Below are 16,675 nucleotides of genomic sequence, written 5' to 3' on the forward strand. Positions count from 1 at the left end.
GGCAACGATAGGCGCAAGCGCGACGTAGCGTGGGAGCCATGACGGACGATCTGCGTGCCGGACCGGATTCACCGCCTGCGGACGAACTGGAGAGTGCAGAAGCCACCTTCGCCGTGCTGCAGCACGTGCTGCACGGCATCGCCGCCGACGACCTCGAAAAGCAGACACCGTGCCGCGAGTTCGACGTGGCAGGCCTAACGGATCACCTGATGAATTCGATCACCGTGCTCGGCGGTGCGGCGGGTGCGGAATTCCCCGAGCGGGACCGGACGGACTCGGTGGAGCGGCAGGTGGTCCTCGCCGGACGGCCCGCGCTGGACGCGTGGAAACGGCGCGGCCTCGACGGCACGGTGCCTTTCGGGAACAGCGAGGCGCCCGCGACGGTGATGGCAGGCATCCTGTCACTCGAATTTCTGGTCCACGCTTGGGATTACGCTGCGGCCGTCGGCCGCGAGGTGAATACGCCCGATTCGCTGACCGACTACGTCATGGGGCTGGCGACCAAGGTCATCACCCCGCAGGGTCGCACCCGCGCGGGCTTCGACGATCCGGTCGACATTCCGGACGACGCCGGATCGTTGGACAGGCTGTTGGCGTTCACCGGCCGCCGGCCGGGTTAGACGCGTTCCAGGTAGAAGTACAGAAACTTGTCTCCGTCGAGGGCGCCCTTGCCGTTCATGATCCCCATGACGGCGTTGTCGTCGACGACCTTGAAGTGGTCGTGCACCGGCCTGCCGTCGTAAACCATCGAGGCGACGAGCTCGCCGCGGAACTCCTCCATCCAGAGGCTGGCCTCGCCGTTCATCGCCTCGGTGTTGGAGAACTTGTTGCCGTCGGCGTCCAGGCACACCAGTGGCTTGGCGTCGGTCGCCGACACGAACGTCTTGCCGAACCAGTTCAGGCGCTTCATGAACCCGTTGGCGCGGTGACCGGTGTCGAACTCCCCGCCCGCCCACTCGCCGATCATGAAGTCGATGGTCGCCGGTGCCAGCGTGGCCCAGAACTCGTCGAGTTCGGCATCGGAGATCCGATCCGTGCGTTCCTTCAGCGCTGCAAACGTCTTCCGAGCGTCGGTGTCAGACGCGCTCGAGGTAGAAGAAGAAATACCGGCCGCCATCGCGCGCACCCTTTCCGTTCGTGACTGCGATGACGACGTTGTCATCCACCTTTTTGAAGTGATCGTGAATCGGCATGGCGTCGTACACCATCGTCGCGGTCACTTCGCCGCGAAACTCTTCCATCCACAGGCTGGCTGAGCCGTTCATGACCTCGGTATCCGAGTACTTGTTGCCGTCCTCGTCGACGCACACCACCGGATCCACGTCGGTGGCCGAGCGGAACGTCGTGCCGAACCAGCGGTCACCCAGGAAACCCTCACCGCGATGGCCGGAGGGCAGTTCGCCGCCCCGCCATTCGCCGATCATGAAGTCGATGTCGACCGGTTCGAGCGTGGACCAGAACTGCTCCAGGTCCTCGTACGCGATCAGCCCCGTTTTCGAGGTGAGTTCACCGAACCGCTGACGGCTGGCCGGCTCGCTCATGCGTCTCGGATCCAGTTGCGGGCGAATTCCAGGAACATGTCGTTCTCGTGCGGTGCGGCGACGGTGACGCGCACCCCGTCCTCGCCGTAGGGCCGCACGATGATTCGGCTATCGGCGGCGGCGCGGGCGTACTCCTGCGCCCGGCCGGGCAGCGGCAGCCAGACGAAGTTGGCCTGCGACGGCGGCACCGTGTAACCCGCGTCGAGCAGCGCTGCCGTCACGCGGGCGCGTTCGGCGACGACAGCGTCGGTGCGGGCCAGCAGCTCGTCGGCGGCGTCCAGGCATGCGATGGCCGCGGCCTGCGAGACGCTGGTCGCGGTGAACGGGACGTATACCTTGCCGAGCGCGGTGATGATGTCCGGGTCGGCCACGGCGTAGCCGATGCGTAGCCCGGCCAGCCCGTATGCCTTCGAGAACGTGCGCAGCACAACGACATTGGCGTGGTTGTGCGCCAGCCCCAAGCTGTCCGGCAGCAGGCCGTCGCGGATGTACTCGACGTATGCCTCGTCGATGGCGATGAGAATGTCCGACGGCACGGCCTCGACGAACCTGGCCAGTTGCTCGGGGTCGACGACGGTGCTGGTGGGGTTGTTCGGGTTGCACACGAAGATCAGCCGGGTGCGGTCGGTGATCGCGGCCAGCATCGCGTCGAGGTCGTAGGTGTGGTCGGTCAGCGGCACCTGCACGGGGGTGGCGCCCGCTGTGCGGACCTGCAGCGGGTAGATCTCGAAGCTGCGCCAGCCGAACAGCACTTCGTCGCCGACCGTGGAGGTGATCTGGATCAACTGCTGGCACAAGCTGACGGACCCGCAGCCGACGGAGATGTGTTCCGGCGAGAAGTTGACGTGCTTGGCCAGGTGCTCGCGGAGCTCGACGTAGCCGTTGTCGGGGTACCTGTTGATGTTGTCGGTGGCCTTCTCGATCGCGGCCCGCACGCTGGGCAGGGGCCCGTGCACCGTCTCGTTGCTCGCGATCTTGATCGCGCCCGGCACGGTCTTGCCGGGGGTATACGCCGGTAGATCGGCAAGTTCGGGTCGCAGACGGGCGGTCACGCGATCAGTTTATGGGGACGCTCGGTGCGCCCCTGATCTGCTTTGCTTGGTGCCGTCGGGCCTGTGTACTCTGTCGGATCGGCGGTAAACGTCGGGAGGCGTGCCAGAGCGGCCGAATGGGACTCACTGCTAATGAGTTGCCCGGCTTAAACCGGGCCGGAGGTTCAAATCCTCTCGCCTCCGCCAACAACTGAATATGCATGCGCCCGTAGCTCAACGGATAGAGCATCTGACTACGGATCAGAAGGTTGGGAGTTCGAATCTCTTCGGGCGCGCTTTGAGGGTATGACGTCGGGTGATGCTTGACGTTTTGGCTTCGCTGATGGTTTACACCTACTTCGGCTGATCCTTGACACTCCCTAGAGCCCGTGTCGCGGGGACGTCGACTTGTCGGACTCGTCTGGAACAGTTCCTGGTGTGGAAAATCCGGGAGCGAAGTCTTGACCACTAGCGGACCGCCGGGCGCCCGAGCCCCTAGTTTGGTCAGGGGTTATCGGTTCGCGCTTGACCCGACACCTTCGCAAGAACAAGCTCTTCGGTCGCACTGCGGCGCGCAGCGGTACGCGTACAACTGGGGACTGCGCAGAGTCATCGCGAATCTTGAACAGCGAGCGGCCGAGCAAACATATGGCATCAGCGATCGGGATCTCACGCCGTCGTTGGACTGGTCGGCGTATGCCTTGCGCAGATTATGGAACGACGCCAAGGATGACGTCGCTCCGTGGTGGGAGGACAATTCGAAGGAGGCGTACTCGTCAGGGCTCGCCAACTTGGCTGTCGGCCTCCGCTGTTGGGTCAAGTCGCAATCGGGCGACCGCAGAGGGCCGCGAATGCGGTTTCCACAGTTCAAGTCCAAAAAGTGCCAGATGTCATGCCGCTTTACTACTGGTGCGTTTGGCCTCTCCGATGCCGACCGGCGTCACATAAAGCTTCCTCGCATCGGCCTGGTGCGAACTCACGAGTCGACTCGCAAATTGGCGCGACGCGTCGCGGAGGGAACTGCGCGAATTAAGTCCGCCACAATTTCGTATGCGCGAGGGCGATGGTTCGTTTCCTTCTCGGTCGAGGTTCGGATGGCCCCTTCGGTACTTGGGCTGCCGCGAGAGGTAGTTGGGGTGGATCTTGGGATCCAACACCTGGCCATCTTGTCTGAGCCAGTGCGGGGTATCTCCGACGCCGCAGGAATGGTTGCCAACCCCGCTCATCTCGAGCAGGTCAACAAGACGCTCCGTCGGTTGCAACGCAAGGCGACGCGAAGAGAGGGGCCCGACAGGCGCACCGGAAAGCCTCCGTCGCGCCGTTGGTATCGCGCCCAAGACAAAGTGAATCGACTTCACGCTCGGGTCGCCAACGCCCGAATCAATGCACTCCACAGATTGACGACCTCATTGTCCGAACGATTCGACCAAATTGTGATCGAGGATCTCAATATTGCGGGCATGCTGCACAACCGCAGGTTGGCGCGCCGGATTGCCGGGGCTGGCTGGGGCGAATTACGGCGACAACTTTCGTATAAGTCCCAGTGGCGCGGGGGCGAGCTCATCGTCGCCGACCGGTTCTACGCCAGCTCAAAATTGTGTTCGGGATGTGGCGCAACGAAAGCCAAACTGCGCCTCTCCGAACGTGTCTATCACTGCGAGACGTGCGGGGTCACGCTGGATCGCGACCTAAATGCTGCTCGCAACTTGGCTGCACTTGCCAGCCAAGCTGCAGGTGGCACGTCCTCCCCGAGTTGCGGGGCGACGCTAAACGAGCCCGCTGGAAACCCGCAGAAGGCCGGTCAAGTCGGCAGTGGGTACCGCCACGGGAAGCCCCGCGTGGGCAACGCTGCGTGAGTAATCACGCTGCTGCTGTGGAGCGCATCGCTTCAGATGGACTCCACGGTAACGGTTCGAATCCCTTCGGGCGCGCGCGCTCAAGGTGCCTACGGTGGCTGTATGACCGAAACCCCGTGGGAACCGCCGCTGGCCGGCACCGAGGTCGAGCATCTGGTCGGTGCGCTCGAGCGGCAGCGGGCGACGTTTCGCTGGAAGACCGACGACCTCGACGCGGCCGGACTGCAGACACGCATCGGGGCCTCTGCGATGACGCTCGGCGGTCTGCTCAAGCACATGGCGATCAACGAGGACTACATCTTCACCCAGAAGCTCACCGGCGAGCCGGTCGGTGAGCCGTGGCAGACGCTGTGGGACGGCACCGACGACTGGGAGTTCACGTCGGCGGCCGCCGACCCGCCGGAGGCGCTGTACGCGCTGTGGGAGGACGCGGTGGCGCGGTCCCGCACCCGCCTCGACGTCGCGTTGGCTCGGGGCGGACTCGACCAGCTGGTCCACGTCTCCGACGGTGACGGCAACCATGCGAGCCTGCGCCGCCTGCTGTGCGACTTCATCGAGGAATACAGCAGGCACACCGGCCACGCCGACCTGATCCGCGAGGCCGTCGACGGCCGGGTGGGTGAAGATCCGCCGCCGGGATGGCAACCGCGGTCGGGCCGCTAGATTGGGGCGGTGCGGCTTCTGCTCATCGCCGATACCCACGTTCCCAAGCGCGCCCGCGACCTACCCGCGCGGGTGTGGGACGAAGTCGCGCAAGCCGACGTGGTGATGCACGCCGGCGACTGGGTGGAGCCGTCCCTGCTCGACACCCTCGAAGCTCGCGCCCAGCGGTTGATCGCCTGTTGGGGCAACAATGACGGCGCCGAGTTGCGGATCCGGCTTCCCGAACGTGCGGACGTCACACTCGAAGGTGTGCGCTTCACCGTCACACATGAGACCGGGGCGGCGGGCGGCCGCGACGCGAGGATGGCCAAGCTGTATCCCGACACCGATGTGCTGGTCTTCGGGCACAGCCACATCCCGTGGGACACGACTGCGAAAACCGGCCTGCGACTGCTCAATCCGGGCTCACCGACCGATCGCAGGCGCCAGGAATTCTGCACGTACATGACCGCGACCGTGCACGACGGCACCCTCTCCGATGTCGTGCTGCACCGGTTGGGGCGCTATGCGTGACCGCCCCGCGCGCGTCGCCGACGTGCACGAGATCGCCGCCTCGATGCCGCACACGAATCGGATCGAAGGCCCCAAAGGCAACCCGATCTACCAGGTGGGCGGCAAGTCGTTCGTGTTCTTCCGCGCGCCTCAGCCCGACGCAGAAGATCCCGACACCGGTGAGCGGTATACCGACGTCATCATGATCTGGGTCGAGTCGGAAGCCGACAAGCTGGCGCTCATCCAGGACCCGGACTCGCCGTTTTTCACTACGGACCGTTTCGACGGCCATCTTTCGGTTCTCGTGCGCGCCAGCAGGTTATCGTCGATCGGCAGGGCCGAACTCACCGAGCTGATCCAGGACGCCTGGTTGTCGCGGGCATCGAAACGCCGCGCCGAACGGTGGCTGGCCGAACAGGACAGCTGACTCAGCCCGCCTCGGCGGCGCAGATCAGCTTGATGTGCTTGGTGGCCCAATCGCCAAGCGGTCCAAGTGCTTCCAGCAATTCCTCGCCGGCCGGGGTCATCGAGTACTCCACTCGGGGCGGCACTTCGTGATAGCTCTCGCGGTGCACGACGCCGTGACGCTGCAACTCCTTGAGGTGTTGGGTCAGCATCTTCTGAGAGATGCCGGGCAGGCTTCGATGCAGTGCATTGAACCGCTTGGGTCCTTCCTGGAGTTCCCACAGGATCAGCGGCTTCCACTTTCCGTCGACCACCGCCATCGCGGCGTCCAGGCCGCACGTGAATTTGCCTAGCGAAGCCACAGCTCACCCCCATTAGTTTCAATAAGGTAAGTATCCCACTTTTTAGTGGGTACTTGTCGGAAAGTGTGCGTCACGTCGACGATGATGCCATGACAACCGTGAGCTTTCTGGGTCTCGGCGAGATGGGCTCGGCACTGGCCGGTGGCGTCCTTCGCACGGACCATCCGACGATCGTGTGGAACCGCACCGCCACAAGGACCGCACCACTCGTCGACGCCGGCGCCGTCGCCGCGAACACGCCGGCTGCCGCCACAGACGCCGACCTGATCGTGGTGTGCCTGTTCGACCACGCGTCGGTGCACGACGTGCTCGATCCGCTTGCCGATCGCCTCACCGGAAAATCCATCCTCAACCTGACCACCACGTCCCCCGACGGCGCCCGCGAACTCGCCCGATGGTCCGCCGCGATCGGCGCCGATTACCTCGACGGCGGCGTCATGGCCACCCCCGAGATGATCGGCACACCCGCGGCCGGAGTCCTCTACAGCGGCTCGCGACGGCTTTACGACGACCACCGCATGATCTTCGAATCCTGGGGAAACACAGAATATTTCGGTGACGCCGCGGGGATGGCGTCGCTGTACGACCTGGCCCTGCTGTCATCGATGTACGTCATGTTCGCGGGGTTCTTTCACGGCGCGGCGATGGTCGGCGCAGCGGGTGTGCCGACCAAGGAGTTCGCGGCCCGGGCCGTGGACTGGCTGCACGCGGTGGTGCCTGCGATCGCCGAGTACGCCGACGTCATCGATGGCGGGGACTATTCGGTGCCCGGCCAGCAGAGCCTCGAGTTCTCGGATATCAGCGACATCGTGGAAGCCAGTCGTGCGCAGGGCATCAGCACCGAATTGGTGGACGTGGTGCAGCGCCTCATTCACCGGCAGATCGATGCGGGTCACGGCAGCGACGGCTTCGCGCGTGTCGTCGAGAGCATCAAGGATCCGGAGGCGGCGGCATGACGTCGGTGACCGTGTTGGGGCTCGGCCCGATGGGACAGGCGCTTTCGGGTGCCCTGCTTGACGCGAAGCACCGCACCACGGTGTGGAACCGCACCGAGGGCAAGGCCGACGCTCTGCGTGCCCGGGGTGTGGTGTGGGCGGCGACGCCCGCGGAGGCCGTGGCCGCCGGCGACGTCACGTTGATCAACGTCGTCGACCATGACGTGGTGGACGACCTGGTGGCGCAGGCGGGCGACACGGTCAATGGACGCGTGATCGTCGGCCTGAGCTCGGACACGCCGGAACGGGCGCGCCACACCGCCAAACTCGTCGCCGACCTCGGCGGCCGTTACCTCGACGGCGCCATCATGACGCCAACCCCGACGATCGGAACGCCCACCGGCAGCATACTTTTGGCCGGGCCGCAGCAGATATTCGCCGAGTTTCGGGAGGTTATCGACGCGCTGGGCACGCCGACGTGGCTGGGGGAGGACTACGGTCGCGCAGCGGCGTTCGACATGTCGCTGCTGGACGTGTTCTGGACGTCGGTCAGCGGGTTCCTGCACGCGTTGACGGTGGCGAGGGCCAACGGAATCGCGCCCGGCGAGTTTCTTCCGCACGCACTGGGCATCGTCGACATCCTCGGCCCTATCTTCGACGAGCTCGCCGAACGCATCGCCGACGATCGTCACGGCGACAGCAGCGCATCGGTGTCATCGGTGGCGGCATCGCTGCGCCATCTCGTCGGAGCCTCGCACGACGCCGGTGTCGATGCCGGTGTGCTCGAGGTGTTTCGGCGCTACGTGGACGCCGCCGTCGTCGACGGTCATGGCGCGGATGAGGTCAGCAGAGTGGCCTCGGCGATGACGCGGTGAGGGTTAGTCTGCGCTTCTCGGCGCGAGAGGGGCAGCCATGGCGAAAGCATCCGCACTCAACGGGAAAGTCGTCGTCGTCACCGGCGGAGCGCGCGGTATCGGACTGGCCACCGCGAAGATGCTGCATCGGCTCGGCGCCAAAGTGGCGATCGGTGACGTCGACGAGGCGGCGGTCAAGGAGAGCGGAGCCGATTTCGACCTCGGGTTCTACGCCCGGCTCGATGTCACGGATCGGCAGTCATTCACCACGTTCCTCGACGACGTCGAACGGGAGCTGGGTCCCGTCGACGTCCTGGTGAACAACGCGGGAATCTGTCCGGCGGGCGGCTTCCTCGACGAACCCGATCACGTCACGCAGCGCACGATCGACATCAACCTCTTTGGCGTCATCCTCGGCACCAAGCTCGCCGCCGAACGAATGGTGAGGCGGGGCAAAGGGCACATCATCAACATCGCCTCCGTCGGCGCGGTGAATCCGGTGCCCGGCATCGCGACCTACTGCGCCACCAAATTCGCGGTACTCGGCTATACCGACACGGCGCGGCTCGAACTGCGCGGAACCGGCGTGACCGCATCCGTCGTGATGCCGACGCTGACCAACACCGAGATGATCGACGGCGTCGCCAGCGCGACCGGACTCAAGAACGCCGAACCCGAGGACATCGCGAAGGGCATCGTGTCGCTGATCGCCAAACCGAAGCCTCACTTGACGGTGACCCGCGCGGCGGCGGTGTTGATCGGTCTGACACGGCGCTTGCCGCTACGCGTGTACGAAGCCTTGAACCGCGCAATGAACGCCGACCAAATCTTTACCCAAGCTGCGGGCACCGCGGCGCGGCGCGGCTATGAAGATCGCGCCCGCCATTCCTGACGGATGCATATCGTGGCGGCATGGACCTCAAGCCCCCCACCGCCGTCATCGAGTCCGCGCATCGCGAGCATCTGAGCACGCTGCCATTCGAGGACACCGCCGACTTCGACGCCGCCGACCGCGGATTCATCGCCGCGCTGGAGCCATGTGTCATCAAGGCCGCCGACGGCCGCGTCGTCTGGGACAACGACGTCTACGCGTTCCTGGACGGCGACGCACCGACTTCGGTGCATCCCAGCCTCTGGCGGCAGAGCCAGCTGGTGGCCAAGCAGGGCCTGTACGAGGTCGTCGAGGGCATCTATCAGGTGCGAGGGCTGGACCTGTCCAACATCAGCTTCGTCGAGGGCGACACCGGAATCATCGTCATCGACCCATTGGTGTCCACCGAGACCGCAGCGGCGGCGCTCGCCCTGTACAAAACCCATCGCGGCGACCGGCCGGTGGTCGCGGTCATCTACACGCACAGCCACGTCGACCACTTCGGCGGCGTGCTGGGCGTGACGTCACAGGCCGACGTGGACGCAGGCAGGGTCGCGGTGCTCGCGCCGGAGGGCTTCACCGAACACGCCGTGCAGGAGAACGTCTACGCGGGCACCGCGATGGCACGCCGCGCCGGGTACATGTACGGGGCGGCGCTCGACCGGGGTCCACAGGGGCAGGTGGGCTGCGGTCTGGGGCAGACGCCGTCGACCGGCGAGGTGGCAATCATCGTGCCGACGGTCGACATCACCACCACCGGTGAGAAGCACACGATCGACGGTGTCGAGATCGAATTCCAGATGGCGCCCGGTACCGAGGCGCCGGCCGAAATGCATTTCTATTTCCCGAAATTCCGCGCGCTCTGCATGGCCGAGAACGCCACCCACAACCTGCACAACCTGCTGACGCTGCGTGGTGCGCTGGTGCGTGACCCGCACGGCTGGGCGGGGTATCTGACCGAGGCGATCGACTCGTTCGCCGAACGTAGCGACGTGGTGTTCGCGTCGCATCACTGGCCCACGTGGGGTCACGACGAGATCGTCGAATTCCTTTCCGTACAAAGAGATTTGTATGCGTATCTGCACGACCAGACATTGCGTCAGCTCAATCAGGGTTTCACCGGTATCGAGATCGCAGAGGGCTTCGAGATGCCGCCCGCCCTGCAGAAGGCGTGGAATACCCATGGCTACTACGGTTCGGTCAGTCACAACGTCAAGGCCGTCTACCAGCGGTACATGGGGTGGTTCGACGGCAACCCCGGCCGGCTTTGGGCGCATCCGCCGGAGGCCATCGGTCCGCGTTACGTCGAAGCGATGGGCGGTTTGGACAATGTGGTGAAGATTGCGCAGCAGGCCTTCGATGATGGCGATTTCCGTTGGTCTGCAACGTTGTTGGACCATGCAATGTTCACCGACGAGAACCACTCTGCGGCGCGGCAGCTCTACGTCGCCACCTTGCAGCAGTTGGCCTACGGCTCTGAGAACGGCCCGTGGCGGAACTTCTTCCTGGCCGGCGCCACCGAGTTGGCGGACGGCAATTTCGGTACCCCTACCCAGGTCGCACCGGCCACACTGATGGCGCAGTTGACGCCTGAGCAGATCTTCGATGCGCTGGCGATCAGCGTCAACGGACCCAGAGCGTGGGACCTCGACCTCGCACTGGATGTGACCTTCCTGGATTCGGACACCAACTACCGGCTGACGCTGCGCAACGGAGTGCTGGTGTACCGCAAGGTGAATGCCGACGAGGCGACTGCGGGTGCCACCGTCAAGGTGGCGAGTAAGGTCCGGTTGCTCGCGCTTGCCGCAGGTGACCTGACCTCACCGGGTTTCGAGCTCGTCGGCGACGCTCAGGTGCTACAGCAGCTCACCGAATCACTGGACCGACCCGATCCGGGGTTCAACATCGTCACGCCGTAGCCCACGTTCGGCGCACTGAAACGGCTCATGGGATTCCGCCGTCGACCCGGACGATCGAGCCGCTCGTGTAGCTCGACGCGTCGGACGCCAGAAACAGTGCAGCGCCGATGATCTCGGCGGGCTGACCGAGACGCTTGAGCGCGAACCGTTGCGCGCCGGCAGTCGTGGCCTCGATGTCCCACGCCTTGCTGACATCGGTGAGGAACGGGCCAGGCATCAGCGTGTTGACCCGCACTGTCGGGCCGTAGGCGAGGGCCAGGCCCTCGGTTAGTGCGTTGAGTCCGGCCTTGGCCGCAGCGTAGGGGAGTTCGTGCGGCCCGGGACGCAGTGAGCCCGTCGAGCTCACGTTGATGATCGAACCACCGCCGGCGGCCACCATCCGTTCGCCGACCAACGCCGACAGCCGGAACGGGCCCTTCAGGTTGAGGTTGACGACCGAGTCGAACAGCTTCTCGGTCACCGAACTCAGCGACTCGTACAGCGGCGACATACCGGCGTTGTTGATGAGCACGTCGACCTTGCCGAAGCGGTCGTATGCCGCATGGACCAGGCCGTCGAGCTCATCCCAGCGCCCGACGTGCACTTGATACGCCATTGCGGCGCGACCCGTGACGGCGGTGATCTCCTCCGCCGTGGCTGCGCACGCGTCGAACTTGCGGCTCGCGATGATCACGTCCGCGCCGCACCGGGCGGCGGCGAACGCCATCTCCCGGCCCAGCCCGCGGCTGCCGCCGGTGACCAATACCACCCGGTCAGTGAGGTCGAATAGTTCGGCTACATAGTTGCTGTCGGAGCCCATGCACTTATGGTGACACGGTGCAGTTGCTACTCATCCGGCACGCGTTGCCGCACCGCAGCGAGCCGGGACAAGGCTCCGACCCTGAACTGTCCGAAGAGGGCATCGAGCAGGCCAAGCGGCTGCCTGATGCGCTCGGGCGTTTCCCGATCAGCCGCATCGTCAGCAGCCCGCAGATCCGGGCCCGGCAGACCGCACAGCCCGTCGCCGACGCTCTGGGATTGACCATCGATCTCGACGACCGGCTCGCCGAATACGACCGCGACCTTTCGCACTACACCCCCGTCGAGCAGATCTCCGAAGCGGACATGAAGCGCCTGGCCAGCGGAAACCTGCCCAGCGGAGTGGACCAGCCCGCGTTCATCGAGCGGGTGCGAGCCGGTGTCGGCGACATCGTCGCGGCCGCCGATCATGAGGACACGGTTGCGGTATTCACCCACGGCGGCGTCATCAACGCAGTGGCCCACACCGTGATGAAGACCGAGCAGCTGCTGTGCGTGCAGGTGGACTACGCCGGCGTCACGCGGCTGCTCTGGTCGTCGCGGCAGAACACGTTCTTCATGGCGGGGGTTAACTCGACCGAGCATGTGTGGGACCTGCTGCCCCGAAACCAGCAGTGGTAGACAAGTCCGGTGACCATATCGCTGGAGGGCCTTGACCTCGACGCTCTGGACCGTCACCTGCGCTCGGAGGACATCCCCCGCGAGGGCGAGTTGCGCGGCGAGTTCATCTCGGGCGGACGGTCCAACCTGACCTTCCTGGTGTACGACGACGCGTCCAAGTGGGTGCTTCGCCGGCCGCCGCTGCACGGGCTCACGCCGTCGGCACACGACATGGCCCGCGAATACCGGGTGGTGGCTGCGCTGGCCGACACCCCGGTCCCGGTGGCCCGCGCCGTCACGATGCGCAACGACGACTCGGTCCTGGGTGCGCCGTTCCAGATGGTCGAGTACGTGGACGGCCGCGTCGTTCGGCACACCAAACAACTCGAGGCGCTCGGCGACGAGAACACCATCAACGGTTGTGTCGATGCACTGATCAAGGTGCTCGCCGATCTGCATTCGGTCGACCCTGAGGGCGTCGGCCTCGGCGACTTCGGCAAAGCAAGCGGCTATCTCGAACGTCAGGTGCGACGCTGGGGCGGGCAGTGGGATCTCGTGCGGGTGCAAGACGATCCGTGCGATGCCGACGTCAAGCGCTTGCATTCGGCTCTGGCAGAAGCGATTCCGTCACAGAGCCGGAGTGCGATCGTGCACGGCGACTACCGCATCGACAACACGATGCTCGACGCGCACGACGCCACGAAGGTGCTCGCCGTGCTCGACTGGGAGATGTCGACCCTCGGCGATCCGATCAGCGATGCCGCGCTGATGTGCGTGTACCGCCACCCGATGTTCAACCTGGTGCACGCGGACGCGGCCTGGTCATCGCCGCTGATCCCGTCGGCCGATGAACTCGCGCAGCGCTACTCCGTGGCGGCCGGCGTCGCGTTGGACCATTGGGAGTTCTACATGGCGCTGGCGTACTTCAAGCTGGCGATCATCTCCGCCGGTATCGCCTATCGCGGCCGGGAAGGCGGCGGCGTCGCCGACGACACCGATCAAGTGGCAGAGGCCGTCGGGCCGCTGATCAGCGCGGGTCTGGAGACGCTGGCGCGGTGACTCAGAAGGGTTGCGACTTGAGGTTCTTTTTGGCCGCACGGCGCAGCTGAACGATTCTGGCGGTGCCGACCGCCACCGTCAGTAGGCCGCCGCATACCGCCGCCAACAGAATCGCCACGCCCACAGGCAGATTCCACTCCCAGCCGAAGAAGTTGATGGTCGTGGAGTTGGTGTTCTGCATGATGAACACCAGCAGCACGATCAGGATCACGAACCCGGTGATCAATGCCGACCACAGCGCGGCTGCGCGGGTGAATTTCACCGCGGATTCGGGCTTGACCAGGTATTCGCCGGGGGTGGCGACCGGATCCGGGGGCAACCCCTTTCCGGACGATGCCGGTGACGTCGGCAGGTCGGGTGTCGGATCGGTGGTCATGAGTCCATCTTGCCCTTTCCCGAGTCGAATGAAACCAGTATGGGTACTCACGCTGAGCTAAAGCGCGGCGTTGCCGCGTGCATGTCGATAGTGTCCGGAGATGCCTAGAGGCCGAGAGGGCTGGAAGTTGCCGCTGTCAGTGCCACTGCTTAAGTCCCCGCGTAGATGGAATCTGGCGATTCTGGCGGCCATACTGGCATTGATCGCATCGATGTCCTCGGCGTGTGGCAGCTCCAATCCGCTGGGCGGCGGAGAGATATCCGGAGACCTGAAATCGATCGCCGTCGGATCGGCCGACTTCACCGAGAGCAAGATCATCGCGGAGATCTACGCCCAGGCGTTGGAAGCCAACGGCTTCACCATCCGCCGCCAGTTCGGCATCGGCAGTCGTGAAACCTACATCCCTGCGGTGCAAGACCATTCCATCGATCTGATCCCCGAATACACCGGCAATCTGCTGCAGTACTTCGACGCGGAGGCGACGGCGACGACGCCCGACGCGGTGCTGCTGGCGCTGCTCAAGGCGTTACCCGGCGACCTGTCGATCCTGTATCCGTCACCCGCCGAGGACAAGGACACCCTCGCGGTCACCGAGGCGACCGCGCAGAAGTGGAATCTCAAGACCATCGCCGACCTCGCCATGCGCTCCCCAGAGGTGAAAGTCGGCGCACCGTCGGAGTTTCAGACCCGCGTCACCGGTCTGGTGGGCTTGAAGGACAAATACGGTTTGGACATCGCGCCGGCCAACTTCGTGTCGATCAGCGACGGCGGCGGTCCGGCGACGGTGAAGGCCCTGACCGGCGGCACGATCACCGCGGCCAACATCTTCAGCACGTCGCCGTCGATCGAGCAGAACAAGCTGGTAGTGCTCGAAGATCCGGAAAACGTGTTCCTGGCGGCGAACGTCGTTCCGCTGGTCGCGTCGCAGAAGATGTCGAACGAACTCAAGACCGTGCTGGACGCGGTGAGCGCCAAACTGACCACCGAAGCACTGATCGAGCTCAACACTTCGGTGGAGGGGAACCAGGGCGTCGACCCCGACGAGGCGGCGGCGAAGTGGATCAAGGACAACGGCTTCGATCAGCCAGTGCCAGAAGCCGGACGATGAGCGCTCGCGCGAAGAGTAGAAGGCACGGATGATCACTTTCGAGAACGTCACCAAAAAGTATCCCGACGGCACGGTCGCGGTCGACGATCTGACGCTCGAGGTGCCCGAGGGGACGCTCACGGTTTTCGTCGGACCCTCAGGCTGCGGCAAGACGACGTCGATGCGGATGATCAACCGGATGATCGACCCGACGTCGGGCACGTTGACGGTCGACGGTAAGGACGTCACCACGGTCGATCCGGTGCAGCTGCGCCTCGGTATCGGCTACGTCATCCAGAGCGCCGGCCTGATGCCGCATCTTCGCGTCGTCGACAACGTCGCCACGGTGCCCGTGCTGCGGGGCGAATCACGGCGCAGCGCAAGGAAATCCGCGCTGGAGGTGATGGAACGCGTCGGCCTCGATCCCAAGCTCGCCAACCGGTATCCGGCGCAGCTGTCGGGTGGTCAGCAGCAGCGCGTCGGGGTGGCGCGGGCGCTGGCCGCCGATCCTCCGATCCTGTTGATGGACGAGCCGTTCAGCGCCGTCGACCCGGTGGTTCGCGACGATCTACAAACCGAAATCCTGCGGCTGCAAAGCGAATTGCACAAGACGATCGTGTTCGTCACCCACGACATCGACGAGGCGGTCAAGCTCGGCGACAAGGTCGCGGTGTTCGGACGCGGTGGTGTGCTGCTGCAATACGCCGACCCCGCGTTCGTCTTGTCCAACCCCGCCAACGAAGATGTCTCGGCATTCGTCGGAGCCGATCGCGGATACCGGGCGCTGCAGTTCTTCAATGCGACAGGGCTGCCGCTGCACGAGATCACCCATGTCGCCGAAACCGACATCGACAGCGCGTCGTTGGGGCAGGGCGAGTGGGCCCTGGTGATCAAGGACGGCAAGCCCTACGCGTGGATCAACGCAGAGGGTGTCGAGTTGCACCGCAACGGCAAAGAGCTCTACGACTGCACCGTCGGCGGCGGCTCGTTCTTCCGGCCGGACCACACTTTGCGACAGGCGCTCGACGCCGCGCTGTCGTCGCCGAGCGGGCTGGGCGTCGCGGTCGACGAGGAGGGCAAGCTGATCGGCGGTGTACGCGCCGACGACGTGCTCGAGGCGCTCTCCGAGCAGCGCCGCGTTCCGGAGTTGGGCTAGATGCGCTATCTGCTCACCCACCTCGACGACCTGTGGACGTTGACGCTGATCCACCTCCGGTTGTCCTTGGTCCCGATCCTGTTGGGGTTGATCATCGCGGTGCCGCTCGGCGCATTCGTGCAACGGACCACTGCCTTGAGACGGATCACCACGCTGACCGCCAGCATCATCTTCACCATCCCGTCGCTGGCGTTGTTCGTCGTACTGCCGCTGATCATCCCGACGCGCATCCTCGACGAGGCGAACGTCATCGTCGCGCTGACGCTCTACACCGTCGCGCTGTTGGTGCGTGCGGTACCGGAGGCGTTGGACGCGGTGTCACCGGCGGTGCTCGACGCCGCCACCGCCGTCGGCTACAAGCCGCTGGTGCGGATGCTGAAAGTTGAGCTGCCGCTGGCTATTCCAGTGCTCATCGCCAGCCTCCGCGTCGTCGCCGTCACCAACATCTCCATGGTGTCGGTCGGTTCGGTGATCGGCATCGGCGGCCTCGGCACCTGGTTCACCGAGGGGTACCAGGCCAACAAGAGCGACCAGATCGTCGCGGGCATCATCGCGATCTTCGTGTTGGCGGTTGTCGTCGACACGCTGATCATGCTGGCCGGCAAGGCGTTGACGCCCTGGACACGCGAGGGCCGCCCGAGCCGGGTCAAGGCGGTGACCGGATGAGCCC

At 65.0% G+C, this 16,675-nt stretch carries 20 protein-coding genes and 2 tRNA genes; 16 read left to right on the plus strand and 6 right to left on the minus strand.

Features of this window, described 5'->3' with window-relative positions:
- The first annotated feature begins 38 nt into the window (after positions 1 to 38).
- Positions 39 to 620 (plus strand): TIGR03086 family metal-binding protein, encoded by a 582-nt coding sequence (locus M1248_RS31245; protein WP_163732095.1) that lies wholly within the window; start codon positions 39 to 41, stop codon positions 618 to 620.
- On the opposite strand, the gene M1248_RS31250 is transcribed toward M1248_RS31245, so the two are convergent.
- Genes M1248_RS31250 through hisC form a run of 3 tightly spaced genes read right to left on the minus strand, consistent with a single transcriptional unit; the run spans position 617 to position 2,593 of the window.
- Positions 617 to 1,117, minus strand: coding sequence for a DUF4334 domain-containing protein (locus M1248_RS31250; protein ID WP_317150699.1), 501 nt, complete (start codon positions 1,115 to 1,117; stop codon positions 617 to 619). The two genes, M1248_RS31245 and M1248_RS31250, sit on opposite strands and share 4 nt — an antisense overlap.
- Positions 1,077 to 1,541 (minus strand): DUF4334 domain-containing protein, encoded by a 465-nt coding sequence (locus tag M1248_RS31255; protein ID WP_317150700.1) that lies wholly within the window; start codon positions 1,539 to 1,541, stop codon positions 1,077 to 1,079. The genes M1248_RS31250 and M1248_RS31255 overlap by 41 nt, the downstream gene beginning before the upstream one ends.
- A complete protein-coding gene (hisC, locus tag M1248_RS31260; protein ID WP_163688602.1) occupies positions 1,538 to 2,593 on the minus strand; it encodes a histidinol-phosphate transaminase in 1,056 nt (351 codons plus the stop codon). Before hisC ends, M1248_RS31255 begins: the two co-directional genes overlap by 4 nt.
- A gap of 94 nt (positions 2,594 to 2,687) precedes the next feature.
- Between hisC and M1248_RS31265 the strand changes: the two genes are divergently transcribed.
- The 6 genes from M1248_RS31265 (at position 2,688) to M1248_RS31285 (ending at position 6,010) form a co-directional block, all read left to right on the plus strand.
- A tRNA-Ser gene (locus M1248_RS31265) sits at positions 2,688 to 2,779 on the plus strand.
- A gap of 16 nt (positions 2,780 to 2,795) precedes the next feature.
- Positions 2,796 to 2,868, plus strand: a tRNA-Arg gene (locus tag M1248_RS31270).
- A gap of 93 nt (positions 2,869 to 2,961) precedes the next feature.
- Positions 2,962 to 4,428 carry an IS607 family element RNA-guided endonuclease TnpB gene (gene tnpB / locus M1248_RS33485; RefSeq protein ID WP_410506769.1) on the plus strand — a complete coding sequence of 489 codons (1,467 nt, stop codon included), beginning with the start codon at positions 2,962 to 2,964 and terminating at the stop codon, positions 4,426 to 4,428.
- 102 nt (positions 4,429 to 4,530) lie between these two features.
- Positions 4,531 to 5,091, plus strand: coding sequence for a DUF664 domain-containing protein (locus tag M1248_RS31275; RefSeq protein WP_163688592.1), 561 nt, complete (start codon positions 4,531 to 4,533; stop codon positions 5,089 to 5,091).
- A gap of 9 nt (positions 5,092 to 5,100) precedes the next feature.
- Complete coding sequence (locus M1248_RS31280) at positions 5,101 to 5,604, plus strand: metallophosphoesterase family protein (protein ID WP_163688591.1); 504 nt, start codon at positions 5,101 to 5,103, stop codon at positions 5,602 to 5,604.
- Positions 5,597 to 6,010, plus strand: coding sequence for a hypothetical protein (locus tag M1248_RS31285; RefSeq protein ID WP_317150701.1), 414 nt, complete (start codon positions 5,597 to 5,599; stop codon positions 6,008 to 6,010). The genes M1248_RS31280 and M1248_RS31285 overlap by 8 nt, the downstream gene beginning before the upstream one ends.
- Before the next feature lies 1 nt (position 6,011).
- Here the strand turns inward: M1248_RS31285 and M1248_RS31290 are convergent, their stop codons facing one another.
- Positions 6,012 to 6,350: a winged helix-turn-helix transcriptional regulator gene (locus tag M1248_RS31290; protein ID WP_083126376.1), complete on the minus strand. Its 339-nt coding sequence runs from the start codon at positions 6,348 to 6,350 to the stop codon at positions 6,012 to 6,014.
- A gap of 89 nt (positions 6,351 to 6,439) precedes the next feature.
- On the opposite strand from M1248_RS31290, the gene M1248_RS31295 reads away from it, so the two are divergent.
- From M1248_RS31295 to M1248_RS31310, 4 genes are read left to right on the plus strand one after another with little or no spacing between them, the layout of a single operon-like run.
- Positions 6,440 to 7,306, plus strand: a complete 867-nt coding sequence (locus tag M1248_RS31295) for an NAD(P)-dependent oxidoreductase (protein ID WP_163688589.1) — start codon at positions 6,440 to 6,442, stop codon at positions 7,304 to 7,306.
- Complete coding sequence (locus tag M1248_RS31300) at positions 7,303 to 8,160, plus strand: NAD(P)-dependent oxidoreductase (protein ID WP_163688588.1); 858 nt, start codon at positions 7,303 to 7,305, stop codon at positions 8,158 to 8,160. Before M1248_RS31295 ends, M1248_RS31300 begins: the two co-directional genes overlap by 4 nt.
- A 37-nt stretch (positions 8,161 to 8,197) precedes the next feature.
- On the plus strand, positions 8,198 to 9,031 hold the full coding sequence (locus M1248_RS31305) for an SDR family oxidoreductase (RefSeq protein WP_163688587.1): 834 nt from the start codon (positions 8,198 to 8,200) through the stop codon (positions 9,029 to 9,031).
- A gap of 20 nt (positions 9,032 to 9,051) precedes the next feature.
- A complete protein-coding gene (locus M1248_RS31310) occupies positions 9,052 to 10,929 on the plus strand; it encodes an alkyl/aryl-sulfatase (RefSeq protein ID WP_317150702.1) in 1,878 nt (625 codons plus the stop codon).
- 25 nt (positions 10,930 to 10,954) lie between these two features.
- On the opposite strand, the gene M1248_RS31315 is transcribed toward M1248_RS31310, so the two are convergent.
- Complete coding sequence (locus tag M1248_RS31315; protein ID WP_163688585.1) at positions 10,955 to 11,728, minus strand: SDR family NAD(P)-dependent oxidoreductase; 774 nt, start codon at positions 11,726 to 11,728, stop codon at positions 10,955 to 10,957.
- 17 nt (positions 11,729 to 11,745) lie between these two features.
- Between M1248_RS31315 and M1248_RS31320 the strand changes: the two genes are divergently transcribed.
- On the plus strand, positions 11,746 to 12,348 hold the full coding sequence (locus tag M1248_RS31320) for a histidine phosphatase family protein (protein ID WP_317150703.1): 603 nt from the start codon (positions 11,746 to 11,748) through the stop codon (positions 12,346 to 12,348).
- Positions 12,349 to 12,357: 9 nt separating this feature from the next.
- Positions 12,358 to 13,386, plus strand: coding sequence for a phosphotransferase family protein (locus tag M1248_RS31325; RefSeq protein WP_317150704.1), 1,029 nt, complete (start codon positions 12,358 to 12,360; stop codon positions 13,384 to 13,386).
- A gap of 1 nt (position 13,387) precedes the next feature.
- On the opposite strand, the gene M1248_RS31330 is transcribed toward M1248_RS31325, so the two are convergent.
- Positions 13,388 to 13,762: a lipopolysaccharide assembly LapA domain-containing protein gene (locus M1248_RS31330; protein ID WP_163732048.1), complete on the minus strand. Its 375-nt coding sequence runs from the start codon at positions 13,760 to 13,762 to the stop codon at positions 13,388 to 13,390.
- 211 nt (positions 13,763 to 13,973) lie between these two features.
- Between M1248_RS31330 and M1248_RS31335 the strand changes: the two genes are divergently transcribed.
- From M1248_RS31335 to M1248_RS31345, 3 genes are read left to right on the plus strand one after another with little or no spacing between them, the layout of a single operon-like run.
- Positions 13,974 to 14,870, plus strand: coding sequence for an ABC transporter substrate-binding protein (locus tag M1248_RS31335; protein ID WP_317150721.1), 897 nt, complete (start codon positions 13,974 to 13,976; stop codon positions 14,868 to 14,870).
- 28 nt (positions 14,871 to 14,898) lie between these two features.
- The gene (locus tag M1248_RS31340; protein ID WP_317150705.1) at positions 14,899 to 16,005 is read left to right on the plus strand and encodes an ABC transporter ATP-binding protein; all 1,107 of its coding nucleotides are present in this window, start codon (positions 14,899 to 14,901) and stop codon (positions 16,003 to 16,005) included.
- Entirely contained in the window at positions 16,006 to 16,671 is a 666-nt protein-coding gene (locus tag M1248_RS31345) for an ABC transporter permease (RefSeq protein ID WP_163732041.1), read from the plus strand.
- The last annotated feature ends 4 nt before the right edge of the window (positions 16,672 to 16,675 follow it).

It is taken from the genome of Mycobacterium sp. 29Ha, assembly GCF_032883055.1.
In the GTDB taxonomy this organism is placed as follows: Bacteria; Actinomycetota; Actinomycetes; order Mycobacteriales; family Mycobacteriaceae; genus Mycobacterium; species Mycobacterium gallinarum.